Annotated in this window: 23 protein-coding genes, 1 tRNA gene and 1 other RNA gene; 22 read left to right on the forward strand and 3 right to left on the reverse strand. The window is 42.9% G+C overall.

Going from position 1 to position 25,082, the window contains the following annotated elements; genetic code table 11:
• Nucleotides 1-152 precede the first annotated feature (152 nt).
• Nucleotides 153-287, reverse strand: coding sequence for a hypothetical protein (locus AT864_RS18545; protein ID WP_255357513.1), 135 nt, complete (start codon nt 285-287; stop codon nt 153-155).
• Between the two features lie 316 nt (nt 288-603).
• On the opposite strand from AT864_RS18545, the gene AT864_RS13510 reads away from it, so the two are divergent.
• The 7 genes from AT864_RS13510 to AT864_RS13540 all read left to right on the forward strand — a co-directional run bounded on the left by AT864_RS13510 (nt 604) and on the right by AT864_RS13540 (nt 7,037).
• Nucleotides 604-2,061, forward strand: a complete 1,458-nt coding sequence (locus AT864_RS13510) for a tetratricopeptide repeat protein (RefSeq protein ID WP_066149706.1) — start codon at nt 604-606, stop codon at nt 2,059-2,061.
• A 92-nt stretch (nt 2,062-2,153) separates the two neighbouring features.
• Nucleotides 2,154-3,101: a thioredoxin-disulfide reductase gene (gene trxB, locus AT864_RS13515; RefSeq protein ID WP_066149710.1), complete on the forward strand. Its 948-nt coding sequence runs from the start codon at nt 2,154-2,156 to the stop codon at nt 3,099-3,101.
• Nucleotides 3,102-3,413: 312 nt separating this feature from the next.
• Nucleotides 3,414-3,872, forward strand: coding sequence for an 8-oxo-dGTP diphosphatase (locus AT864_RS13520; RefSeq protein WP_066149713.1), 459 nt, complete (start codon nt 3,414-3,416; stop codon nt 3,870-3,872).
• 15 nt (nt 3,873-3,887) lie between these two features.
• Complete coding sequence (gene rapZ / locus AT864_RS13525; protein ID WP_066149716.1) at nt 3,888-4,781, forward strand: RNase adapter RapZ; 894 nt, start codon at nt 3,888-3,890, stop codon at nt 4,779-4,781.
• Complete coding sequence (gene yvcK / locus AT864_RS13530) at nt 4,778-5,740, forward strand: YvcK family protein (protein WP_044741443.1); 963 nt, start codon at nt 4,778-4,780, stop codon at nt 5,738-5,740. The genes rapZ and yvcK overlap by 4 nt, the downstream gene beginning before the upstream one ends.
• 57 nt (nt 5,741-5,797) lie before the next feature.
• A complete protein-coding gene (gene whiA, locus AT864_RS13535; RefSeq protein WP_044741442.1) occupies nt 5,798-6,754 on the forward strand; it encodes a DNA-binding protein WhiA in 957 nt (318 codons plus the stop codon).
• Between the two features lie 25 nt (nt 6,755-6,779).
• Nucleotides 6,780-7,037 carry an HPr family phosphocarrier protein gene (locus AT864_RS13540; protein ID WP_044741441.1) on the forward strand — a complete coding sequence of 86 codons (258 nt, stop codon included), beginning with the start codon at nt 6,780-6,782 and terminating at the stop codon, nt 7,035-7,037.
• A 220-nt stretch (nt 7,038-7,257) separates the two neighbouring features.
• Here the strand turns inward: AT864_RS13540 and clpP are convergent, their stop codons facing one another.
• Complete coding sequence (clpP, locus tag AT864_RS13545) at nt 7,258-7,848, reverse strand: ATP-dependent Clp endopeptidase proteolytic subunit ClpP (RefSeq protein WP_044741440.1); 591 nt, start codon at nt 7,846-7,848, stop codon at nt 7,258-7,260.
• A gap of 724 nt (nt 7,849-8,572) precedes the next feature.
• On the opposite strand from clpP, the gene AT864_RS13550 reads away from it, so the two are divergent.
• Nucleotides 8,573-9,421, forward strand: a complete 849-nt coding sequence (locus AT864_RS13550; RefSeq protein WP_066149719.1) for an alpha-amylase — start codon at nt 8,573-8,575, stop codon at nt 9,419-9,421.
• A 364-nt stretch (nt 9,422-9,785) separates the two neighbouring features.
• Nucleotides 9,786-9,857: transfer RNA gene (locus tag AT864_RS13555), tRNA-Arg, on the forward strand.
• Nucleotides 9,858-10,237: 380 nt separating this feature from the next.
• On the opposite strand, the gene AT864_RS13565 is transcribed toward AT864_RS13555, so the two are convergent.
• Nucleotides 10,238-10,744 (reverse strand): DUF3189 family protein, encoded by a 507-nt coding sequence (locus AT864_RS13565; protein ID WP_044741439.1) that lies wholly within the window; start codon nt 10,742-10,744, stop codon nt 10,238-10,240.
• Between the two features lie 455 nt (nt 10,745-11,199).
• On the opposite strand from AT864_RS13565, the gene rpoN reads away from it, so the two are divergent.
• From rpoN to ssrA, 13 genes are all read left to right on the forward strand, one after another.
• Nucleotides 11,200-12,498: an RNA polymerase factor sigma-54 gene (gene rpoN, locus AT864_RS13570; protein WP_066149724.1), complete on the forward strand. Its 1,299-nt coding sequence runs from the start codon at nt 11,200-11,202 to the stop codon at nt 12,496-12,498.
• A 12-nt stretch (nt 12,499-12,510) separates the two neighbouring features.
• On the forward strand, nt 12,511-12,756 hold the full coding sequence (locus tag AT864_RS13575; protein WP_066149727.1) for a glutaredoxin family protein: 246 nt from the start codon (nt 12,511-12,513) through the stop codon (nt 12,754-12,756).
• Nucleotides 12,757-12,885: 129 nt separating this feature from the next.
• Nucleotides 12,886-13,920 carry a sugar-binding transcriptional regulator gene (locus AT864_RS13580; protein ID WP_044741436.1) on the forward strand — a complete coding sequence of 345 codons (1,035 nt, stop codon included), beginning with the start codon at nt 12,886-12,888 and terminating at the stop codon, nt 13,918-13,920.
• Nucleotides 13,921-13,951: 31 nt separating this feature from the next.
• Nucleotides 13,952-14,959 (forward strand): type I glyceraldehyde-3-phosphate dehydrogenase, encoded by a 1,008-nt coding sequence (gene gap / locus AT864_RS13585; RefSeq protein ID WP_066149730.1) that lies wholly within the window; start codon nt 13,952-13,954, stop codon nt 14,957-14,959.
• A 113-nt stretch (nt 14,960-15,072) separates the two neighbouring features.
• Entirely contained in the window at nt 15,073-16,257 is a 1,185-nt protein-coding gene (pgk, locus tag AT864_RS13590; RefSeq protein ID WP_066149733.1) for a phosphoglycerate kinase, read from the forward strand.
• An 18-nt stretch (nt 16,258-16,275) separates the two neighbouring features.
• Nucleotides 16,276-17,037 (forward strand): triose-phosphate isomerase, encoded by a 762-nt coding sequence (gene tpiA, locus AT864_RS13595; RefSeq protein WP_066149736.1) that lies wholly within the window; start codon nt 16,276-16,278, stop codon nt 17,035-17,037.
• On the forward strand, nt 17,030-18,565 hold the full coding sequence (gene gpmI / locus AT864_RS13600) for a 2,3-bisphosphoglycerate-independent phosphoglycerate mutase (protein ID WP_066149739.1): 1,536 nt from the start codon (nt 17,030-17,032) through the stop codon (nt 18,563-18,565). The genes tpiA and gpmI overlap by 8 nt, the downstream gene beginning before the upstream one ends.
• 20 nt (nt 18,566-18,585) lie before the next feature.
• Nucleotides 18,586-19,878, forward strand: coding sequence for a phosphopyruvate hydratase (gene eno / locus AT864_RS13605; RefSeq protein ID WP_044741431.1), 1,293 nt, complete (start codon nt 18,586-18,588; stop codon nt 19,876-19,878).
• A gap of 155 nt (nt 19,879-20,033) precedes the next feature.
• Nucleotides 20,034-20,267 carry a preprotein translocase subunit SecG gene (gene secG, locus AT864_RS13610; RefSeq protein WP_044741429.1) on the forward strand — a complete coding sequence of 78 codons (234 nt, stop codon included), beginning with the start codon at nt 20,034-20,036 and terminating at the stop codon, nt 20,265-20,267.
• A gap of 72 nt (nt 20,268-20,339) precedes the next feature.
• Nucleotides 20,340-21,080, forward strand: a complete 741-nt coding sequence (locus tag AT864_RS13615; RefSeq protein WP_044741428.1) for a carboxylesterase — start codon at nt 20,340-20,342, stop codon at nt 21,078-21,080.
• Nucleotides 21,081-21,098: 18 nt separating this feature from the next.
• On the forward strand, nt 21,099-23,390 hold the full coding sequence (gene rnr / locus AT864_RS13620) for a ribonuclease R (RefSeq protein ID WP_066149742.1): 2,292 nt from the start codon (nt 21,099-21,101) through the stop codon (nt 23,388-23,390).
• 88 nt (nt 23,391-23,478) lie between these two features.
• Complete coding sequence (gene smpB, locus AT864_RS13625) at nt 23,479-23,946, forward strand: SsrA-binding protein SmpB (RefSeq protein ID WP_066149745.1); 468 nt, start codon at nt 23,479-23,481, stop codon at nt 23,944-23,946.
• Between the two features lie 108 nt (nt 23,947-24,054).
• Nucleotides 24,055-24,408, forward strand: a transfer-messenger RNA (tmRNA) gene (gene ssrA, locus AT864_RS13630).
• The last annotated feature ends 674 nt before the right edge of the window (nt 24,409-25,082 follow it).

Genomic DNA, 25,082 nt, shown 5'->3' on the forward strand with positions numbered 1-25,082 from the left:
GTGCTGCCTGTCCCCTTTTTCCTCAGATTAAAGGTGTTGAAGCGTTAGTCCCTCGCTAGCTGTCAATAGATGGCTTTTCACACTTCCTTAGTTCAGAGCCCCGCAGTTGAAAAGATCGGACTCTCTCGAGGAGATGAATGATGATTGGCTAATCACCGGCTGCATTCTGAAGAAAAAATAAACAACCCCAAGTGTGTTGCTTGTCCAATAAAAAACAATTGACCTTGCTTGATTCCTAGCTTTTCTGCCATAATCGGCAAGCCATCGCTTGCCGACTGGGCATGCATCTGGCGGGAAAAGCCTCTTTCTAGCTAGCTCGATCATTCCATGTTTTTAGTAAAATAATGGATCATCAACATTTGTGATCTATATCATTTGATGTGAGGGTTGTTTTTTGAATTGTTGAGTGTTTCTCCTATATTCGCATGATAAGGCAACTCCGGATCCTGAAAAAATGAGGCTCTTCTCTTTTGGAGCAGCTTTATTGTGTCAATTCTTCAGGAATGGATAATAAAACAAAAATTCAGCTTATATCGCTTATACAGTTTTAAGAGAATATGTTATACTTCTTTTCGGTGAATTCAGCGGAACATGGAGGACTAGATGGGAAAACAATTAAAACGAAAACGATCAGCAGCGAAGGTCATTCCGTTTGTGCAAAGCGGAGAGTACTACTTTAAAAAAGGGTTAATTGCTTATAAACGTGGCGATTTGGCGCGAGCGAAAAAATATTTGGAGCGGGCTGTGCAATTGAATGGTCAAGAAGCGATGTTTGCTTTTCAGCTTGCGGTTGTATTGACGGAGTTAGGTGAATATCAAGCATCTAATCAGCTGTTTCTGACCGTTGTTCATGAGCTTGATCCCGAAATGAGTGAATGCTTTTATTTTTTAGCTCATAATTATGCTCATCTTGGTCTATTTCGCGAGGCGATGAATCATGCGCAAACCTATTTAGAGCGTGAACCGGATGGTGAATTTTTGGAAGAGATTGAAGATTTAATAGAGCTTTTAAGCATCGAATATGAAGATGATGAGTTTATCAGTCAAGAGGATTTGATCGTAAAACAAGAAAAAGCGCGCTCGTTACTGGAAAAAGGGGATTTTCCGGCAGCAATTGAAGTGTTGGAAGCGATGATTGCTGAATACCCGGAATTTTGGTCCGCATACAATAATTTGGCATTAGCTTATTTTTATATGGGAAATGCTGAAAAAGCACAGAGCGTTATTAATGAAGTGCTTGAAAAAAATCCTGGCAACCTGCATGCACTTTGCAATCGGCTTGTGTTTTTTCATTACTTGCAGGATGAAGCAGAGGTCGCCCGCTTGACAGAGGAATTAGCCTGTGTGCATCCGTTTCTCATTGATCAGCGCTATAAGCTTGGCGCTACATTCGCGCTTGTCGGACGTTTTGACCTTGCTTTTAAATGGCTTCACCATTTGTATAAAATGCGGTTTCATGGTGATTTTTTATTTTATTATTGGCTCGCCTATTCTGCTTATTATACCGGTCATGCCCGTTTAGCCAAAACAGCGTGGGAAAAAGTAATCGATCTGAGCCCTGATAAGAAAGGGCAAGAGCCGTGGGGAGTGTTTGAAGAAAAAATTAAGCGGTGGATGAACGGAGCGAATATTGCTGAAGTGCTTTATGGATTATATGTCATCAGCAAATCATTGAATGCGGATGAAGTGAAAGCGTATATCCATGTAAGAGAGACAATGGAACAGCATTGGCTTGTCCGGGAGTTTATTGATTATATTTTGCTCCCAGCGCAAGCAGTGGCCCCATTGTATATCGTAGACGCCTACGCCGTAATGGATGAATTATGGGAAAAAAATGTGTTAGCAGATGAAAAAATGTATATCGCTTGGTTTCATGTGTTCGCCAATGCGGTGGATGTGCTGCGAAACTTCTCCAATTATCAAGCATGGGCGGCAGCGATTGAATATGTATGGAGGCGAAATCAGGGCGAATCCGTGACACAAAAAGGAATCGGAGAAAAGTACAGTATTTCGTTATCAACTGTTCAAAAATATGTAAAACAAGTTCGAAAATGGTTATAATGAGCAAATTAATAGACGTTTATTCAGGACTTATATACGATAAAAGTAAGGAAATAATAAGCAGGTAAGTAGCGCGTAAAGGAGTGGACGCTGTGTCAGAAGAAAAAATTTATGATGTCATTATTATTGGGGCGGGACCGGCCGGAATGACAGCCGCTGTCTACACATCTAGAGCGAACATGTCGACGCTGATGATTGAGCGCGGAGTTCCAGGCGGCCAAATGGCCAATACGGAGGATGTAGAAAACTATCCAGGTTATGAACATATCTTGGGACCAGAATTAGCAACGAAGATGTTTGAACATGCCAAAAAATTTGGAGCAGAGTATGCTTACGGTGACGTAAAAGAAGTGATTGATGGCCAAGAGCACAAAACCATTGTGGTCGGAAATAAACAATATAAAGCGCATGCGGTGATTATTGCGACAGGAGCGGAGTATAAAAAGCTAGGTGTTCCTGGGGAGGCAGAGCTGAGCGGCCGCGGCGTTTCTTATTGCGCCGTATGTGATGGCGCCTTTTTCCGCGGAAAAGAGCTTGTTGTTGTGGGCGGAGGCGATTCCGCAGTGGAAGAGGGCGTATATTTAACTCGTTTTGCTAGCAAGGTTACGATCGTGCATCGCCGCGATCAGCTGCGGGCGCAAAAAATCTTACAAGACCGTGCATTTGCTAATGAAAAAATCGATTTTATCTGGAATCATACAGTTAAGCAAATTCATGAAAAAGACGGAAAAGTGGGCGGAGTCACGCTTGTCCATACACAAACAGGAGAAGAGCGGGAGTTTTCATGTGATGGCGTGTTTGTTTATATCGGTATGCTGCCGCTTTCGAAGCCATTTGTCAGCCTTGGCATTACAAACGAAAATGGCTATATTGAAACAAACGAACATATGGAAACAAAAATAGCCGGAATTTTTGCGGCGGGCGATGTCCGTGAAAAATCGCTGCGGCAAATTGTAACGGCGACAGGGGACGGAAGCATTGCGGCGCAAAGTGCACAGCATTACGTAGAGGAGCTAAAAGAGTCGCTAAAAGTGAAATAATCACTTAACGAAACCGTAATGGATGTTTAACCGCACTGTAACACAAATGAAATAATTTTCCTGTATGCTAAAGGTAAAGTAATTGACCCCCTTTTATATAAATTTCCGTGTATGGCATGGGTACTTCCCGTGCCTCTTTTTTTGCTGTCGCAAGATACAAAGGGTATGAAGCAAAAACAGTCGGAGCCGTCTGATCTCACAGATTCATCATCGCGCTCCTATTGCGATATACGGCCGATATGCAACTAGCACCATATCGCCAGAAATAGTATAATAAAGTAAACTGTATTGAGTAATGTTGAGGTGAACGTGTTGCAACGCGTAACAAATTGTGTTTTGGTTAATGATGGGAAAATTTTGTTGCTGCAAAAACCGCGCCGAGGCTGGTGGGTTGCTCCTGGAGGAAAGATGGAGCAAGGTGAAACGATTCGCGAAGCATGTATTCGAGAATATCGGGAAGAGACGGGCATTTATTTGAAAAGCCCCGAATTAAAAGGGGTATTTACCATTGTGATCAAGGATCAGGAGCGAATTGTTTCGGAGTGGATGATGTTTACGTTTTTTGCGGATCAGTTTGATGGCGAACATGTGCCTTACTGTGAGGAAGGGAAGCTTGAATGGCACCCTGTGGAAACGATTCACCAACTCCCGATGGCACCGGGAGATCGTCATATTTTAGATTATATGTTAAAGGGCTCTGGCATGATCTATGGTTCGTTTATTTATACAGAAGATTTCCAACTGCTTTCGTATCGATTAGACCCAAGCTAAGGGGAGAGGATGAAGATGAGTACAGGTTCAACCAACGACATACAAATGGTTATTATCACTGGAATGTCGGGAGCGGGAAAAACGGTGGCCATTCAAAGCTTTGAAGATTTGGGGTTTTTTTGTGTCGATAACTTGCCACCAACCTTGCTGCCAAAATTTTTAGAGCTAATGAAGGAATCGGGGAATAAAATTAATAAAATTGCGTTAGTGATGGATCTGCGCAGCCGCGATTTTTTTGATAAATTATTGGCGGCACTTGATGATTTATCGGAGTGGTCATGGGTGACACCACAAATTTTATTTCTCGATGCGAGAGATTCTACACTAGTTGCTCGGTATAAAGAAACGCGGCGCACTCATCCGCTTGCGTCCAATGGCTTGCCGCTTGAGGGCATACGGTTGGAAAGAGAAATACTGGAGGAGCTAAAGGGACGAGCGCAAATCATCTATGATACCTCTGATTTAAAACCAAGGGAGCTGCGCGAAAAGATCTTAAAGCAATTTTCTTCACACACACATCAAACCTTTACGGTTCATATTGTGTCATTTGGCTTTAAATACGGCTTGCCTATTGATGCCGATTTAGTCTTTGATGTCCGGTTTTTGCCGAATCCGCATTACATTGAACATATGCGACCTAAGACAGGGAAGGACGAGGAAGTGTCCTCATATGTACTGAAATGGAACGAAACGCAAAAGTTTCTTGAGAAAACGATTGACCTATTGACGTTTATGCTGCCGCACTATAAGCGGGAGGGAAAGAGCCAGCTCGTCATTGCAATCGGCTGCACAGGAGGCCAGCACCGTTCAGTAGCGCTTGCTGAATATCTTGCTCAACATTTTTCGGCTGATTATAAGACGCATGTGTCTCATCGAGATATGGAAAGACGAAAGGAAAAGCATCTATGAGTAAAAAGATTGATCCGAAGATCGTTATTATTGGTGGCGGAACCGGTTTGCCTGTGCTGTTGAGAGGGCTGAAGCAATATGATGTCGATATTACTGCGATTGTGACTGTAGCAGATGATGGAGGAAGTTCAGGCCGTTTGCGGGATGAACTTGATATTCCGCCGCCAGGTGATATTCGCAATGTTCTAGCTGCACTTTCAGATGTCGAGCCGCTCGTCGTTGAATTGTTTCAGCATCGCTTCCAAAACGGAAACGGATTGTCGGGCCATTCAGTAGGCAACTTAATTTTAGCTGCGATGACCTCCATTACTGGAGATTTTGTTAAAGCCATTCGTGAAATGAGCAAAGTGTTGAATGTGCGAGGCAAGGTATTGCCGGCAGCGAATAAAAGCGTAGTTCTTCATGCGGAAATGGAAGACGGGACCATCGTTTCTGGAGAATCGAAAATCCCGTACTCTGGAAAAAAAATCAAAAGAGTTTTTTTAACTCCAGAACAGATTGAACCGCTTGAAGAAGCACTGCATGAAATTCGTCAGGCTGATTTGATTGTGCTCGGCCCTGGAAGCTTATATACAAGTATTTTGCCTAATTTGTTAGTGCCGAAAATCGGTCAAGAGGTATGCGAGGCAAAAGCTAAAAAAGTTTATGTATGCAATGTCATGACCCAAGCCGGCGAAACATTGCATTATACAGCAAGCGACCATGTGAAAGCGCTGTATGATCATATGGAGTGTGCTTTTTTGGATATGATTCTTGTCAATAGCGGAGAAATTCCTAAGGATATTCAGCAGCGTTATGCGGAAGAGCTGTCCGAACCTGTCAAGGAAGATTTAGAAAAGCTAACGGAGCTGGGAATAACCATTATCCGCGATCATATTGTAAAGTATGAAGATCGCGTGATACGCCATGATACAAAAAAGGTGGCAGCGCTGCTCGTTTCACTTTTAGAAACGTGCTAGAGTCGCACGCACCTCCTTTATCCTTTGAAAAAATCATGAAGCATGGAGGTGAGTAGGTTGTCGTTTGCGTCAGAGACGAAAAAAGAGCTAACGAATTTAGATGTCAAAGACTGTTGCTTAAAAGCAGAATTATCAGCCCTTTTGCGCATGAATGGCTCGCTGTCTTTTTCCAATCGCAAGCTTACCATTGATGTCCAAACGGAAAACGCGGCCATCGCCCGGCGCATTTATACGCTAATGAAAAAAGGATACACCGTTACCGTTGAACTGCTTGTCCGGAAAAAAATGCGCTTAAAGAAAAACAATGTTTACATCGTTCGAATTGTCGAAGGAGCGCGCGAATTACTTGAGGATTTAAAAATCTTGGAGGAATCTTTTTCGTTTGTTCGGGTCATCTCTCCAGAATTGATCAAGAAAAAATGCTGCAAGCGTTCTTATTTGCGAGGCGCTTTTCTTGCTGGCGGATCGGTTAATAATCCCGAAACCTCTTCCTACCATTTAGAGATTTTTTCACTGGACAAAGATCATAACAACTCGTTATGTGAATTAATGAACAGCCATTTTGGGCTGCATGCGAAAACGTTGGAACGCAAAAAGGGGTTTATTACGTATTTAAAAGAGGCAGAAAAAATTTCAGAGTTTCTTAATATTATTGGCGCTCATCAGGCTTTGCTGCGCTTTGAGGATGTTCGGATTGTCCGCGATATGCGAAACTCGGTCAACCGCCTTGTCAATTGTGAAACGGCTAATTTAAATAAAACGATTGGCGCCGCGATTCGTCAAGTAGAAAACATTCGCTACATTGATGAAACCATTGGTTTAAGCGCACTTCCAGATAAGCTTCGAGAAATTGCAGAATTACGAGTAACATATCAAGATGTTACATTAAAAGAATTAGGTGAAATGGTTTCAGGGGGGAAAATTAGCAAGTCGGGCATTAACCATCGCTTGCGGAAAATCGATGAGATTGCTGAAAAGCTGCGGGCAGGACAGCCTGTAGACTTCCATAAATAAAATCAGGAAAAGGGGAGGAAGGAATATGGTGGAAAAACAGGTGGAAGTGTTGTTGAAAACTGGATTGCAAGCGCGTCCAGCTGCACTTTTTGTTCAGGAAGCGAACCGCTTCTCATCGGATCTTTTTATTAAAAAAGATGGAAAAAAAGTCAATGCCAAAAGCATCATGGGTCTGATGAGCCTAGCGATCAGCTCCAGGTCTGTCATTACATTAATCGCTGATGGACCGGATGAACAAGAAGCGATTGAAGCATTGACAAAATATGTGCAAAAAGAAGGATAGTAAGAGGCTGCAGGAATGGCTGGGAGAGAGCGACTCGTTCAGGATGCTCAAACCGCACTTTGTCCGAGATTCATTCGATGCATAAAGGAAAAGGCTGTTCTTTACGGAAAAGAACAGCCTTCATATTTTCAGATTGGCTGTCCGCATTTTTCAGCCAAACGTTTTTAAAATAGTAGTAGACAAAGTCTGTTTTGACTTTGTCTACTACTGGCTGTCCGGATTATTTTTCGTCAACGCGTGCCAACACGCGGTCGATTAAACCATATTCTTTTGCTTTTTCCGCCGTCATAAAGTTATCGCGGTCTGTATCGCGCTCGATGATCTCGATTGGCTGGCCTGTATTTTCTGCCAAAATGCGATTCAGCTTATCGCGTAAGAACAAGATGCGTTTAGCGGCAATCTCGATATCAGTAGCTTGACCTTGCGCTCCTCCCAAAGGCTGATGGATCATGATTTCACTGTTTGGAAGAGCAAAGCGCTTTCCTTTTGCGCCAGCAGAAAGCAGGAACGCCCCCATTGATGCTGCCATTCCAATGCAAATGGTCGAAACATCTGGCTTAATAAACTGCATCGTGTCATAAATGGCCATTCCGGCTGTAATCGAACCGCCAGGGCTGTTAATATAAAGGGAAATATCTTTTTCCGGATCTTCCGCTGCTAAGAATAAAAGCTGGGAAACAATGGAGTTCGCGACATGGTCATCGATGGCACTACCTAAAATAATGATGCGGTCTTTAAGCAAGCGGGAGTAAATGTCATATGCGCGTTCACCGCGGCTTGTTTGCTCAATCACTGTAGGAATTAAATTCATGAGTTTTCCTCCTTTACCAGTCAATTAAAATCATATGTATTTCTATGATACATAATTGGTCAATGAAGGTCAAACAAAAAGCGTTTTGCCTTCTCCTCATAATTTTATTTATTCGCTATTCTGTTTCGATATCCCTTTTTTCAGCATATCCGCTTTTTTGTTTTTTAAACATTCCTACTTTGGCATTGGGAAATAGGAGTTTTATATGGTATAGATGATGAACGGAATGGTTTATCTCATAATTGATAAGACTGTTTACTTTTTAATTCTTTCTTTGATTTTAACGGCATCCTTTAATGAGAAGAGTCAATTTTCTCGTATTCGAATAAGGGAGAAATGATGAGGTTATCATCCTCCTTCAACGTATAGGTGGGGGAGGATGATAATCAGATATACACCTATTGTATCATTTATCTGCTGTAAGATCAGAGTTATTCCGGAAAAATAGTTGTCGCAATAATCAAGTTAGATAGAGTGTTTTGTAGATTTTATAATGGGTTAGCTTAATCTCAAACTTTTTATATGTTTACTAAAAATTTAATTAGTGAATATAAATCGTATTAAAAGGTGATTAAGTGATTAATTTAAATATGCCTCTAGTATTAAGAGTGGTTTGTTAAATTCACAATGGAAATCGGTTAAGGAACAAAATTTATTTTATGTAAAATAGAGGGATTTATTGCTTGAATGTTGAATAATGTTTTTATAGAGAGGGGGAAGCAAAGTGAACAAAATTATAACTTTTCAGGTTGCAACTTTGTTTATCGGGTTGTTTTTGACGTTTATGACTACTTTATTTGCTCAAAATGCTTTTGCTGCTGGAGATGATAGTTACATGCCTGATCCGAAGAAAATCCTACATTATATTTATTATGAAGGAAAGGCAGTTAAGGAATTTAGTCATATGCAAAATCATAAGTATATATGGCAAGAAGTTTACTCTTATGGAGAAAAAGACTATGTATCAACGGAGTCTTATCAAGAGAATCAGCAGGGACTTGTTATCGATGAGGGGAAATATTCCTTGCGTCTTGTTTATCCACTGAAAATAGGGAAACAATGGTCTTATGTGAATTTTGCAGGAAAAAAAATTACTTGTACGATCACATCATTAAATAAGACTGTGAAAACAAAAGCCGGAACTTTCAAAAATGTAGTAGAAGTTAAAGAAAGTGATGGGAGATATCGATATTATGCTAAAAATTTAGGATTAATAAAATCAGAAAATCCATCTTTGATTCATGGTGATCCAGAATCTTTAGAATTAATTTCTGTTAAAACAAAAGTAGCTATTATGTGGGGAAATGAGCAATTAAAAAGAGGGCAAATCGGAAGAATTACAATCATTAAACCAATCAATTTATGGAAGCGCGATGAACAAAATAAATTGCATTTTGTTAGAGTGTTAAAACCGGGTGAGCGTTATCGGGTATATAGCTATGATCAGCTTTATGGAGGACAGTATAGTGTAGGGAGCGGCTACTATATCACCAAGATGCCAGCTTATATCAAATATGAAACACCATCAAAGCAACTATTAAACAAAATGAAAGAATTATACTCAGCTCAATAAATATTTGTTGACGATAACAATTAGTCAATCATTAGATTGAGCATTTCTAACTGGGCATGTAGGGTTTATTATATGATGATAATGGAATAAATAATGTTTATATTTGAAATTACTAAAAATAAGTTAATGAAAGCACTTTGAGCATATTCTGATGCGACTGTGACTTGTATACAAGTCACAGTTTTTTCAGTGCAATAATTAATAAATGAATCGGATTTGGGGCTGTTCGATTTCTTAATCTATATAATAATGAATAATCAAATAAATGGAAAATTAAGGGTAAAATATACTTAATTAAAATTTATTTTCCCCTTGCAAAAAAAAACGTTCTTCATTATAATGGAACATGCGGCTAACCAATCATGCCCTCGTAGTGTAGTGGATAGCACGAGAGATTCCGGTTCTCTTAGCGTGGGTTCGAATCCTGCCGAGGGCGTTCCAACTATCCTACTGGTTCGGATTAAATTTCCACAACTCCTTGATACGACTGCATTTGCGGTCGTTTTTTATTTTTTTAAATCCGAAAGAGTCCTTTTGTTTTTGGAAAAATTTTTCACAAGACAGTTCCAGCGTTGTTAAATCCATTGGTAGGGGCTCTTTTCGTCGATGACATACGAATCAATCTCTTTGCGGGCAAGGCGCCATGGCGATGCTGGACCCTTTTTATTGGGAAAAATCAAAGAACATGTTGAGGGGGGGATTCAAATAAAGAAGCAGCGGAGAAACGGACGGGTTGCTTCTTCTCTGTTTGTCAGGAAGAAAAAAGGATGGTTATTTTCGAGCATTTTTGGCACGAAAATAACCAAGAGATAGATGTTATTTGAAATTTTGATTTTCTAATACAACGACTTTTTTTTCTGTCGATTGACCGATTTGCTTTGTAAATTCAACGAGACGAAGAATATCATGACAACATTGTTTGGCACCTAAAACTAATAAGGGGACGCCAATAAAATCGATGTGCAATCCTCTTGAAAAAAACCCTCCCATTGTCATGGCAAATGGAACCGTTGGCGAAGTATTAGAAAAAATAATCTTTTCGTGATGGCTATGTTTTTCTTGTAGCAACGTAATGAAATTTACCAATGCTTGAACGACTAATTTGTTTCTTTTTCTGCCAATGGTATACACAGAATTTCCATCTTCATCGATTCCGTGGAAGAAAAATTTTCCGAAATCATCCTTTGTCAGTTTGTTAAAATAGTCCGTATTTAAAATTTCTTCTTTCGTCAGCTCTCGATCCAAAGGCAGCTTTTTTAAATGGTAGGCTGCTGCTAGTGCCGTGCTATGTGTTCCAGCGTAGTCATTATATATGTAAATCACCCAATCACCCTCTTTTAATCCTATGTTGTAATAAGTAGGATTACCAGAACCCGTCGTATTTAAAAGAGCGAAAGAGCTTTCCCTTGTTCCTTTTATTGGTATGAATTTGGGATGTTTCGTGTAAAAGGTCGGATTCTGATCGGTTTTTCAGCGATAAAAACAAGAATTCAAGCAGTGTTCATTGGTTTTGAGTGGATCAGTAGTATCATTAGTCTGACAACTATGTGTAGGATATCGACAACATTCACCACATCTATAAAGAATATCCGCCTATACTTTCCAAAATGCTCCTGTTATCTATCTTCATAATAGCAGCAGTCCACGATCAGGAAAGGTCTTTTTTGTGTGATTTTTCGAATATATATAAAAATAATGGATTCGGATATACGGAAATTTTATTTCCTATACGTTTTGAGGATGTTGATGTACAATAATAAAGAAGGGAGCGTGAGATTATGAGAGCGGGGCTGTTTCAAGAGCAACGCTTGCACCTCTCATTAACAAAGGAACTGGCTCAAGCGATTGAATTGCTGCAGTATTCAACGCTTGAATTGCGCTCTTTTTTGCATGAGCAATCTCTAGAAAATCCTTTTCTCGAAATCAAGGATCATAAGTTTGTTCGTACTCCTAAGCAGTCAAGGAACGGAGAAACACGAAATTGGATTGAAAATATCGGGAAATCTTCCGAGACGCTTGCGTCTTATTTAAAAGCCCAGCTTCACGCTTTTCCGTTATCTGCAAAAAGACGGCAGATTTTGCATTATTTAATTGCTTCACTTGATGAGGATGGATATTTGCGAATGGAAATGAAAGAAACCGCGGCCCTGTTGTCGTTATCAGAAGAAGAACTGGAGGAAGCCATTCAGTTTTTGCAATCGCTTGAACCGGCCGGAGTGGGCGCGCGCAGTTTGCAAGAATGCCTGCTCATCCAGCTTCAGCGCCTGCCTGTTCGCCATGAACTAGCAGAACGGGTCATAGCTGATTATTTTACGATGTTTGTTGAAAAGGCATGGAAAGCGCTTGCGAAGCAGCTGAAAATCAGCATATCGAATTTGCAGGAAATATGGGATTTAATTCGCACGCTTGAGCCGCGGCCGGGCAGTCATTATGCTGCGGCGGATCCGCATTTTATCGTGCCGGATTTGATTGTCACAAAGCGTGATGGGGAGATATGTGTGTGGCTGAATGATGAGTTTCTTCCAGAAGTGATTTGGAATCACGCTTACGAAAAAAAAGTCGCCGATCAGCAGGACGAACAAATTGAATGGTTTGTGAGAGAAAAATACCGGCAATTTATGTGGTTGACAAAAAGCTTAGAACAACGTAAACAAACATTGGTTCTTGTTGTGAAGGAAATCATGGAAAGACAGAAGCAATGCCTCGAAGAAGGGCTGGCCGCACTAAGACCATTAACAATGCGCGATATTGCCGATGCGCTGAATATTCATGAATCTACCGTCAGTCGAGTGATTCGGAATAAATATGTACAGACACCGTTTGGCACCGTAGAGCTTCGCCATTTTTTTACAAACTCTCTTTCTGCGGAAAATGATAACGAAGAAGCATCTGCAGCCAAGACGAAAGAATTGATTAAAAAATTGATTGAAGCAGAGGATAAACATGCTCCTTTATCCGATCAAAAAATTGCTGATTTATTAAACGAAGAGCACCAAATTGCTATTTCCAGAAGAACAGTGGCCAAGTATCGGGAACAATTGCATATTCCATCATCTGCGAAACGAAAACGATATTAAGGTGTGAACGTGATGATTGTCCATCTTTATTCCAAAAAAGATTGCCATTTGTGCGAGAAGGCGAAAGAAATTTTAGCTGAATTGCAGACTGAACTCCATTTTACCATTCAAGAAATCGATATTTATCAAGACGATGTGTTGTTGGAACGATACCATCTGATGATTCCGGTCGTCGAAGTGGACGGGAAAGAGCTGGCCTATGGCCTTATTAAAAAAGATTTTATAAGAAAGCGGTTACTTGAATGCTTGAATAGTTGAACATCTACCATACTCCTGTTACAATTAAAAAAGAGGGCAGGAGTAATTTTTTTTGCACAAGCGGGACAAAATAAGTCACTGCGGGACGTATTGTGTCCATATATTATATGCAAGGGGAAGGGAACTACATTGCGATCATGGATTGATGCACAGAAAAAATTATTGCCTGATCTTCTTGAGTTTATGCAAAAACGCTATCGCATTTTGCAGTACATTCGGCTGATGCAGCCGATTGGAAGAAGAGCGTTGTCTGGAAGCATCGGGATGAGCGAACGTGTCCTTCGCGCAGAAGTACAATTTCTAAAAGACCAAAACTTAATTACCATCACTTCATCTGGTATGCACGTGACATCCGATGGTGACGAATTGCTCAATCTTTTGGAAGATGTGATGAAGGAACTGCTCGGTTTGAAGGATTTAGAGAAAAAGGTAAAAAGTTTGCTCCCTGTCGAAGAGGTCATCATTGTTGCTGGAGATAGCGACCTTTCTCCTTGGGTGAAAAAAGAAATGGGAAGAGCTTGTGTAGCGTGCATGAAAGAAAAGCTGAGCGATCAAAGTATCGTCGCTGTGACCGGCGGAACGACAATGGCCGCAGTAGCCGATATGATGATGCCAGATCCTAAACAGCACGGCATATTATTTGTTCCTGCCCGAGGCGGATTAGGAGAGCATGTCGAAAATCAAGCGAATACGATCTGTGCCAAAATGGCGGAAAAAGCAATGGGCAATTACCGTTTGCTCCATGTGCCTGACCATCTAAGCCAAGAGGCGTATCAGTCGCTGATTGAAGAACCAGCAGTCAAAGAAGTGCTTCAACTGATCAAATCATCGAATATCGTAGTGCATGGAATTGGCGATGCGATCACGATGGCAGAACGCCGTAAAACCTCTAGAGAAGACATGGAAAAAATTAAGCAAAGACATGCTGTGGCTGAGGCTTTTGGATATTACTTTAATCAAGCGGGCGAAGTGGTGCATAAGGTGCAGACAATCGGCATTCAGCTTGAAGACATTAAACGCGTTCAGCATGTGATTGCCGTTGCTGGCGGTGCTTCTAAAGCAAAGGCGATTAAAGCGTATATGAAGCAAGCGCCTCGCTCGATTTTAATCACGGACGAAGGAGCAGCAAGAGCGTTGACGGGGGAGCCACATCCCTTAACATAACTATTTTTGAATCATGAAGGAGGAACCACCAATGGCTGTAAAAGTAGGTATTAACGGTTTTGGACGTATTGGCCGCAACGTATTCCGCGCGGCATTGAAAAATCCGAATATCGAGGTCGTAGCTGTTAATGACTTAACAGATGCGAAAACATTAGCTCATCTTTTAAAATACGATTCCGTTCACGGCACACTAGACGCCGAAGTTTCTGTGAACGGCAACAACCTTGTCGTAAACGGAAAAGAAATCGTTGTAAAAGCGGAGCGCGATCCAGCGCAACTAGGCTGGGGCGAGCTAGGAGTTGATATCGTTGTTGAATCAACAGGCCGCTTTACAAAGCGCGAAGATGCCGCGAAGCATTTAGAGGCTGGCGCGAAAAAAGTCATTATCTCCGCTCCAGCAACGAATGAAGACATTACCATCGTGATGGGTGTTAACCAAGAAAAATACGATCCAGCTAACCATCATGTGATTTCAAATGCTTCTTGTACAACAAACTGCTTGGCGCCATTTGCTAAGGTGCTTCATGAAAAATTCGGAATCGTTCGCGGCATGATGACAACGGTCCATGCTTATACCAACGACCAGCAAATCCTTGATTTGCCTCATAAAGATTTGCGCCGTGCCCGCGCTGCTGCTGAATCGATTATTCCGACAAGCACGGGCGCTGCCAAAGCGGTGGCCCTTGTTTTGCCTGAGCTAAAAGGCAAGTTAAACGGTATGGCGATGCGCGTGCCAGTATCGAATGTATCTGTTGTCGATCTTGTAGCTGAGCTTGAACAAGAAGTAACGGTAGAAGAAGTAAATGCAGCGCTTAAAGCAGCAGCAGAAAACGAGTTAAAAGGCATTCTTGCTTACAGCGAAGAACCGCTTGTCTCTCGCGATTATAATGGCAGCCCGGCATCATCTACGATTGATGCGCTTTCTACAATGGTCATGGAAGGAAAAATGGTCAAAGTGGTTTCTTGGTATGATAACGAAACAGGCTATTCAAACCGCGTGGTAGACTTAGCTGAATATATTGCCTCAAAAGGTTTATAAATCTATTTGTCTTAGTCGCTCATTCAAGTCTATAATAGTGAAATGGAGAGGGGAGCGGGGGGAGTCCCCCACTCCCTTTCGTATGCAGAAACCATTGAAGGAGGCCGTTTGCCATGAACAAGAAAACCGTCCGCGACATGGATGTCAAAGGGAAGCGCGTTTTTTGCCGAGTTGATTTTAATGTCCCAATGCAAGATGGACGCGTAACAGATGACACACGCATTCGCGCTGCATTGCCAACCATTCAGTATTTGTCAGAACAGGGGGCGAAAGTGATTTTAGCGAGCCACCTTGGCCGCCCGAAAGGAAAAGTAGTAGAAGAAATGCGTTTAACGGCGGTGGCGGAACGCTTAAGCGAGCTGCTTGGTAAAAAAGTAGTGAAGACAGATGAAGCCTATGGAGAAGAAGTAAAAGCGGCCATTGCTGCTATGAACGAAGGCGATGTCCTGCTGCTTGAAAATGTTCGCTTCTATCCGGGCGAAGAGAAGAACGACCAAGAGCTAGCTCAAGCCTTTGCAGAATTGGCTGACGTCTATGTCAATGATGCTTTTGGCGCTGCGCACAGAGCTCATGCGTCCACAGAAGGAATCGCGCATTACTTGCCAGCAGTGGCAGGCTTTTTAATGGAAAAAGAGATTGAAGTGCTTGGCAAAGCACTTTCCAATCCAGAGCGTCCATTTACTGCCATCATTGGCGGCGCGAAGGTGAAAGACAAAATCGGCGTCATTGAAAATTTACTTGATAAAGTCGATCATTTAATCATTGGCGGCGGCCTTGCTTATACGTTTGTGAAAGCGTTAGGTCATGAAATCGGCAAATCGCTGCTCGAAGAAGATAAAATCGAGCTGGCGAAGTCATTTATGGAAAAGGCGAAAGAAAAAGGCGTAAAATTTTATATGCCGGTTGATGCCGTCGTAGCCGATGACTTTTCGAATGTCGCAAACAAAAAAGTTGTAAGCATTGATAATATTCCAAGCGATTGGGAAGCATTGGACATCGGTCCAAAAACGCGCGAGCTGTATCGCGATGTGATTTTGCAATCTAAGCTTGTCATTTGGAATGGACCAATGGGAGTATTTGAGATGGACGCATTTGCCGAAGGAACGAAAGCAGTAGCACAGGCGCTAGCTGATGCGAAGGGTACATATACGGTTATCGGTGGCGGCGATTCCGCGGCAGCTGTTGAAAAATTTGGATTGGCTGAAGAAATGGATCATATCTCAACTGGCGGCGGCGCGTCGCTGGAATTTATGGAAGGGAAGCAGCTCCCTGGTGTGGTTGCGTTAAATGATAAGTAATCAGAAGGAGGTAAAGCCATGCGTAAGCCGATTATTGCAGGAAACTGGAAAATGCATAAAACTCTTGCAGAAGCTGTAAGCTTTGCGGAGGAAGTCAAAAAGCTCGTCCCTTCTTCTGAACGGGTCGACTCCGTTGTTTGCGCTCCGGCACTATTTTTAGAACGTCTTGTGGCAGCGGCTAAAGGCACGAATCTAAAAATTGGTGCACAAAATATGCACTTTGAAGCAAAAGGAGCGTTTACAGGAGAAATTAGCCCGTTGGCGCTGCAAGATCTCGGAGTCGAATATGTCATTATTGGGCATTCCGAGCGCCGTGAAATGTTTGCGGAAACCGATGAAACAGTGAATAAAAAAGTTCTTGCTGCATTTCAGTATGACCTCATTCCGATTGTGTGCTGCGGTGAAACATTAGAAGAACGAGAGAGCGGGAAAACGAATGATATCGTTGCTGCGCAAGTGGAAAAAGCGCTCGAAGGACTAACGGAGAAGCAAGCAAAGCGAGTGGTGATCGCTTATGAACCAATTTGGGCGATCGGCACCGGCAAGTCTTCAACAGCAGAAGACGCCAATGAAGTATGCGGCCATATCCGCTCGACTATTGCGCAAAAATTTTCCCAAGAGGTGGCAGAAACGGTTCGCATTCAATATGGCGGCAGTGTGAAACCGGATAATATCAGCCAGTTTTTAAAGCAAGAGCACATTGATGGAGCGTTAGTTGGCGGCGCCAGCTTAGACCCGCAATCATTTCTGCAGCTAGTGGAGGCAGGACATCATGAGTAAACAACCTGTGGCATTAATTATTTTAGACGGATTCGCTCTTCGCGAAGAAACGTATGGCAACGCGGTCGCACAGGCGAAAAAGCCGAATTTTGACCGCTATTGGAACGAATATCCTCATGCTACGCTCACGGCGTGCGGAGAAGCGGTCGGTCTTCCTGAAGGGCAAATGGGAAACTCGGAAGTCGGCCATTTAAATATTGGCGCTGGCCGGATTGTGTATCAAAGCTTAACGCGCGTCAATATTGCGATTCGTGAAGGAGAATTTGACCGTAACGAAACATTTTTAGCCGCAATGAATCATGTAAAAGAAAAAGGCACGAATTTGCACCTTTTCGGTCTTCTGTCTGATGGCGGTGTGCACAGCCATATCAACCATTTATACGCATTATTAAAATTAGCGGCGAAAGAAGGCGTGAAAAATGTATATATCCACGGCTTCTTAGATGGCCGAGATGTTGGGCCACAAACGGCGAAAAAGTACATTCATGAATTAAATGAACAAATGGCCCAGATGGGAGTCGGTGAAATTGCGACATTGTCTGGCCGCTACTATTCGATGGACCGTGACAAGCGCTGGGAGCGCGTTGAAAAAGCATACCGCGCCATGGTTTATGGCGAGGGCCCGGCTTACCGCGATCCATTAGAATGTATTGACGATTCGTATGCCCATGGCATTTACGACGAGTTCGTGTTGCCGTCTGTGATGGTGCGTGAGGATGGAACACCTGTGGCGACAATCCAAGACAACGACGCCGTGATTTTCTATAATTTCCGTCCCGACCGGGCGATTCAAATTTCTAATACGTTCACAAATGATGATTTCCGCTCGTTCGATCGCGGACCAAAGCATCCGAAAAACGTATTTTTCGTTTGCTTAACTCATTTCAGTGAAACCGTAAAAGGATACGTAGCATTTAAACCAACCAATCTCGATAATACGATTGGAGAAGTGATAGCGCAGAACGGTTTAAAACAGCTGCGCATCGCTGAAACGGAAAAATATCCGCATGTGACCTTTTTTATGAGCGGCGGACGCGAGGAAAAATTCCCTGGAGAAGACCGGATTTTAATCAATTCGCCGAAAGTGGCGACATATGATTTAAAACCGGAAATGAGCGCCTATGAAGTGACTGAAGCGCTGTTAAAAGAAATTGCCGCAGATCAATATGATGCCATCATTTTAAACTATGCGAATCCGGATATGGTCGGCCATTCCGGAAAGCTCGAACCGACGATTCGGGCAGTCGAGGCTGTTGACGAGTGCTTAGGAAAAGTCGTTGATGCGATCATCGCCAAAGGCGGTGTGGCGATTATTACAGCCGATCATGGAAATGCGGATGAGGTCTTAAATCCAGATGGAAGTCCGCAAACGGCTCATACGACGAATCCAGTTCCCGTCATTGTCACAAAAAAAGGAATCGTGCTTCGTGACGGCGGAATTTTGGGAGATTTAGCGCCAACGATGCTAGATTTGCTTGGATTAGAACAACCAAAAGAAATGACAGGAAAAACTTTGATCGTAAAATAAGAAAAAAGGAGAGATTTGTCATGTCAGTGATTATTGATGTATATGCTCGCGAAGTATTAGACTCGCGCGGAAATCCAACAATTGAAGTAGAAGTATATACAGAATCCGGTGCTTTCGGCCGCGCATTAGTGCCAAGCGGCGCATCCACAGGAGAATATGAAGCGGTGGAGTTGCGCGACGGCGACAAAAACCGTTATCTTGGCAAAGGTGTATTAAAAGCAGTAGAAAATGTAAATGAAATCATTGCTCCGGCGATTATCGGCTTTGATGTAACCGATCAAGTAGGGATTGACCAAACGTTAATGGAACTTGACGGTACAGAAAATAAAGGAAAATTAGGGGCCAACGCGATCCTAGGTGTATCGATGGCAGTCGCGCGCGCCGCTGCTGATTATTTAGAAGTGCCTTTATATCAATATCTCGGCGGATTTAATGCGAAAACATTGCCTGTGCCGATGATGAACATTTTAAACGGCGGTGCGCATGCGGATAATAACGTCGATATTCAAGAGTTTATGATTATGCCTGTCGGCGCGCCAAACTTCCGTGAAGCGCTTCGCATGGGGGCAGAGATTTTCCATAGCCTAAAAGCCGTATTAAAAGCGAAAGGTTACAATACAGCCGTTGGTGATGAGGGCGGATTCGCGCCAAACTTAAAATCGAACGAAGAAGCGCTACAAACCATTATTGAAGCGATTGAAAAAGCGGGCTACCAACCGGGCCAAGAAGTGATGCTGGCGATGGATGTCGCTTCTTCAGAGCTGTACAATAAACAAGATGGAAAATATCATCTTGAAGGCGAAGGCGTGATCAAAACATCTGAAGAAATGGTGGCTTGGTATGAAGAGCTTGTATCGAAATATCCAATCATCTCCATTGAAGACGGCTTGGATGAAAACGATTGGGCGGGCCATAAACTATTAACTGAACGCCTTGGCAAAAAAGTACAGCTTGTCGGCGACGACTTATTCGTTACCAACACGAAAAAATTAGCTCAAGGTATTGAACAAGGCGTTGGCAACGCGATTTTGATCAAAGTGAACCAAATCGGTACGCTAACAGAAACATTTGATGCGATTGAAATGGCGAAACGCGCAGGCTACACAGCGGTGATCTCTCACCGTTCCGGTGAAACGGAAGACAGCACTATTGCGGATATCGCTGTGGCAACAAACGCTGGTCAAATCAAGACAGGCGCTCCTTCGCGCACAGACCGCGTGGCGAAATATAATCAATTGCTTCGCATCGAAGATCAGCTTGGCGAAACCGCTGTTTACCAAGGCATGAAATCATTCTATAACTTGAAAAAATAATTACTGATCAAGATAAAAGGCCTAACCGCTGCGGTGCGGTTAGGCCTTTTGGGCGTTGAATAGATTAGAATCGAAACGCGTGCGGTTGTATCATCAGCCGATTTATGATACATTAAAATTATTGCAGTGTGCGTTTTTGAGAAGGAGGAGTAGACATGCATACTCTGCTTGTCACGTTATTGGTGATTGTATCGATTGCGATGATTGTTGTTGTGCTGCTGCAATCGGGAAGAAGCGCTGGACTGTCCGGAGCGATTACGGGCGGGGCCGAGCAGCTATTCGGAAAGCAGAAGGCTCGCGGTCTTGACGCAGTATTGCACCGCATGACGGTCGTTTTAGCGGTTTTGTTTTTTGTTTTAGCAATTGCCGTAACGTATTTTCAACTGTAAACTTGAAAAAGGGGGCGGTCCATGGTAAAGGGCTGCCTTTTCTGTTTGGAATCGTGAAAGGAGATGCAGAAAATGAAGATTGTTTCACCAAAACCATTCACATTTGAAGCAGGAGAACGCGCTGTACTATTACTTCATGGATTTACGGGAAACTCATCAGATGTCCGGATGCTAGGACGTTTTCTTGAATCCAAAGGATATACATGCCATGCGCCCATTTATAAAGGGCACGGGGTTCCGCCAGAAGAGCTTGTGCATACCGGTCCGGATGATTGGTGGCAGGATGTGATGAATGCGTACGAATTTTTGCGGGAAAAAGGCTATCAAAAAATTGCAGTCGTCGGTTTGTCGCTTGGCGGGGTATTTTCCCTTAAATTAGGTTACACTGTACCTGTAGTGGGCATCGTTCCAATGTGCGCACCTATGTATATTAAGAGCGAAGAAACGATGTATCAAGGAGTGCTGGACTACGCGCGGGAATATAAAAAACGGGAAGGAAAAGCACCAGAGCAAATCGAAAAAGAAATGGAAGAGTTTCGCAAAACGCCGATGAAAACATTAAAGGCACTTCAGGCGTTAATCGCTGAGGTACGAAATCATATCGATTTAATTTATGCGCCGACATTTGTGGTCCAAGCGCGTCATGATGACATGATTAATACCGATAGTGCAAATATTATTTATAACGGCGTTGAATCTCCAATCAAACAAATCAAATGGTATGAGGAATCCGGTCATGTGATTACGCTTGATAAAGAGAAAGAACAGCTTCATGAAGACATTTATGCATTTTTAGAATCATTGGATTGGTAATCCTCGAAAGGAGGAAACATGATGGAACCATTAACGGAGCGGCTGCTTGCGTTTATGCGCGATGAAGCGTATAAACCGCTCACCGTTCAAGAATTGGAAGAAGCGTTTGGAATTGAGGATGCAGCGGAATTTAAGGAATTTGTCAAAGCGCTTGTCTCCTTAGAGGAAGACGGGCTGGTAATCAGAACAAGAAGCAACCGCTACGGTGTGCCGGAAAAAATGAATTTAGTCCGCGGAAAGGTGACGGGGCATTCGAAAGGCTTTGCGTTTGTCGTGCCCGAAGATCCGCTGCTTGATGATATTTTTATTCCGCCTTCTGAATTGAAAAATGCCATGCATGGCGATACCGTGCTTGTCCGCATCAATCCTCATGCCTCAGGCGCGCGCAAGGAAGGAACGATCGTCCGCATTATTGAACGCGGCGTCACGGAAATTGTGGGAACTTATACGGAAAGCAAAAATTTTGGATTTGTCATTCCCGATGATAAAAAGATTGTCAATGACATTTTTATTCCGAAGCATGCGGCAAACGGGGCGGTTGAAGGGCATAAAGTCGTCGTCCGTCTCACCACTTATCCGGAAGGAAGAATTAGCGCTGAGGGTGAGATCATTCAAATTCTCGGCCATAAAAACGATCCGGGTGTCGATATTTTATCGATTATTTATAAGCATGGCTTGCCCATGCAATTTCCTGAAGAAGTCATCGCGCATGCCAACAGCATTCCAGACACGATTTCCGCTGAAGATTTGCAAGACCGCCGCGATTTGCGCGATCAGTTGATTGTAACGATTGATGGCGCGGATGCAAAGGACTTAGATGATGCCGTCACGGTGACAAAGCTAGAAAATGGCCATTACAAATTAGGCGTACATATCGCCGATGTCAGCCATTATGTAACGGAAGGCTCGCCGATTGACCGAGAAGCAAATGAACGCGGCACAAGCGTTTATCTGGTGGATCGAGTCATTCCCATGATTCCGCACCGTCTATCAAACGGCATTTGTTCCCTTAATCCGAAAGTCGACCGTCTCACCTTGTCATGTGAAATGGAAATTAATGAGCGCGGCGACATCGTCAGCCACGAGATTTTCCAAAGTGTGATTCGCACGGCGGAACGCATGACGTATTCGGATGTGAATAAAATCTTGGTCGACAGAGACGAAGAGCTGCGTAAAAAATATGAGCCGCTCGTGCCGATGTTCGAGTTAATGGCCGAGCTTGCCGATATTTTACGTACAAAACGAATGAACCGCGGAGCCATTGATTTTGATTTCAAAGAAGCCAAAGTCTTAGTGGACGAAAACGGTAAGCCATATGATGTGATTTTACGCGAACGCTCGGTAGCGGAGCGGCTGATCGAGGAATTTATGCTTGCGGCTAACGAAACCGTTGCGGAACATTTTCATTGGATGAATGTCCCTTTCATCTATCGCGTCCATGAGGACCCAAAACCAGAAAAGCTGCAACGCTTCCTTGAGTTTATTACCAACTTTGGCTATGTTGTCAAAGGGACCGGCAATCAAATTCATCCGCGGGCATTGCAGGAAATTTTAGAAGCGGTGCGCGGCGAACCGGAAGAGATGGTCGTATCGACGGTGATGCTTCGCTCGATGAAGCAAGCCCGCTACGATGCGGAAAGCTTAGGCCACTACGGCTTGTCTACTGAATTTTATACACATTTCACATCGCCGATCCGCCGTTATCCCGATTTAATCGTCCATCGCCTAATTCGCACGTATTTAATTAATGGCAAGATAGATAATCAAACCCAGCAGAAATGGGCGGAACAACTGCCGGACATCGCCGAGCATGCTTCCAACATGGAGCGGCGTGCGGTTGAAGCCGAACGCGAAACAGATGACTTAAAGAAAACCGAGTTTATGGAAGACAAAATTGGCATGGAGTTCGATGGCATCATCAGCTCTGTCACGAACTTTGGCTTGTTCGTGGAACTGCCAAACACGATCGAAGGATTGGTGCACGTCAGCTATTTAACAAATGACTATTATCGCTATGACGAACACCACTATGCAATGATCGGAGAACGAACGGGGAAAATGTACCGCATTGGCGATGAAATTACGGTGCGCGTGATCAACGTCAATAAAGAAGAGCGCATCGTCGATTTTGAAATTGTCGGTATGAAAGGGCGCCGTCGCAAGGAACCAAAAGCAGCGCCGGTCGTGATTAAAGGAAAAAAACGAACAAAAGAAGGCGGACGTCCAGAGAAAAAAACAAAAAAGAAATTTTATGAAGATCTTCCAAGCGCTAAAGCAAAAAAGAAGAAAAAGAAGAAGAAAAAGCGCTAAGGCGAAGCCTCTTGGGCAAAGAGGCTTTTCCTTCTTTCGCTTTTTTGATACAATAACATTTGTCTGTATAAGGGGGAGGACGAGCGCAATGCCAAAAGGTGAAGGAAAGCTGATTGCTCAAAATAAAAAAGCCCATCATGACTATTTTATTGAAGAGACATATGAAGCGGGTCTTGTCTTGCAAGGAACAGAAATTAAGTCCATTCGCGCGGGGAAAGTCAATTTAAAAGATTCATTCGCGAAAGTGGAGAAAGGCGAAGTGTTCATTCATAACATGCATATTAGCCCTTACGAGCAAGGGAACCGTTACAATCACGATCCGTTGCGCACAAGAAAGCTCCTTCTTCACCGTCGGGAAATCAATAAGCTGATTGGCTACACAAAAGAGCAAGGCTATACGCTTGTACCTTTAAAATTGTATATTAAAAACGGCTTTGCCAAGCTATTGCTCGGCGTTGGGAAAGGGAAGAAAAAGTATGACAAGCGTGAGGATCTGAAACAAAAAGAAGCGAAACGGGAAATCGAACGAGCTTTCCGTGAACGCCAAAAAATGTAAATGAAGAAGTTGACAATTGAAATCAGAAGCGTTTATGGTATAATAAATAATGTCGATGCCAGTTCATTTCATGGCTTAAGCTTTTTCCGATGTCTCTTTATCGAACGAGGGGACGTTACGGATTCGACAGGGATAGATCGAGCTTAAGCTGCGAGCCGAGGGGATCGTCCTCGTAAAAACGTCACCTAAATATAACTGGCAAAGAAAATTACGCTTTAGCTGCTTAATAATTGCGGCTAACTCCTCCCGCCATCGCCCATGTGGTCGGGTCAGGGGTTCATCGTGAGTGGGATACGCCCAAGTCCACCGTCTGAGGACGCGGGAAGAGACAAATCAGACTAGCTGCTTGGAGGCCTGTCGGTAGGCGGAAGATGCGGCGAAAGCAAAATATACCGACTACGCTCGTAGACGCTTAAGTGGCGATATCTTTGGACGTGGGTTCGACTCCCACCGTCTCCATTTCCAACATCCGAATGGTTCGGATAAAAAATCGTTAAACCCTTGATACGACTGCGTTTGCGGTCGTTTTTTATTTTTTGAGAATCCAAAAGAATCCCATAGTTTTTGAAAAAATTTTGCACGAATTCTGTACGATTCAGTACGAGATTGAATAAGTCAGGTTTTTTGGTTTTATGTTATCCATGAAGTAAATGGTCAAAAGAGCGATCCAATCCAGCCCTCCTATTTATATAAACACTCCTTCGCTTTTTTGTATGGTGAATCTGCATCTTATCTAAGGTAGCTATTCGAGTATATTTTCCCTGATTCACTACGGGATTGTAAAATACAGTTTATACAATACAGTTTATACAATACAGAAAGGAGATCAATGTGAATACTGATCGTGCCATTTTCTTTTTAATTTCAGAACATTAACCACTCCAAATAAATTTTCGTTTATCGATGTTTGTAGTAAGAACTTATTTTTGTCTGATGTGTTTAAATAGACGCTAGCTTTTTTATTCAGCTTCTCTGGAATGGCCGGCCAGATTAGGAATAGGAGGAAAAGGGATCATCGGACTGAATTTTGTCGAAATGTCTCGTATTTTGTCTGTCGAAAAATCTTGCCACTCCCTTTTCTCCTCGCTACAATGTTTTTGAACCATGGATAGATAAAGGGGGAATACGATGAAACC

It is taken from the genome of Anoxybacillus sp. P3H1B, assembly GCF_001560855.1.
Taxonomy (GTDB): domain Bacteria; phylum Bacillota; class Bacilli; order Bacillales; family Anoxybacillaceae; genus Anoxybacteroides; species Anoxybacteroides rupiense.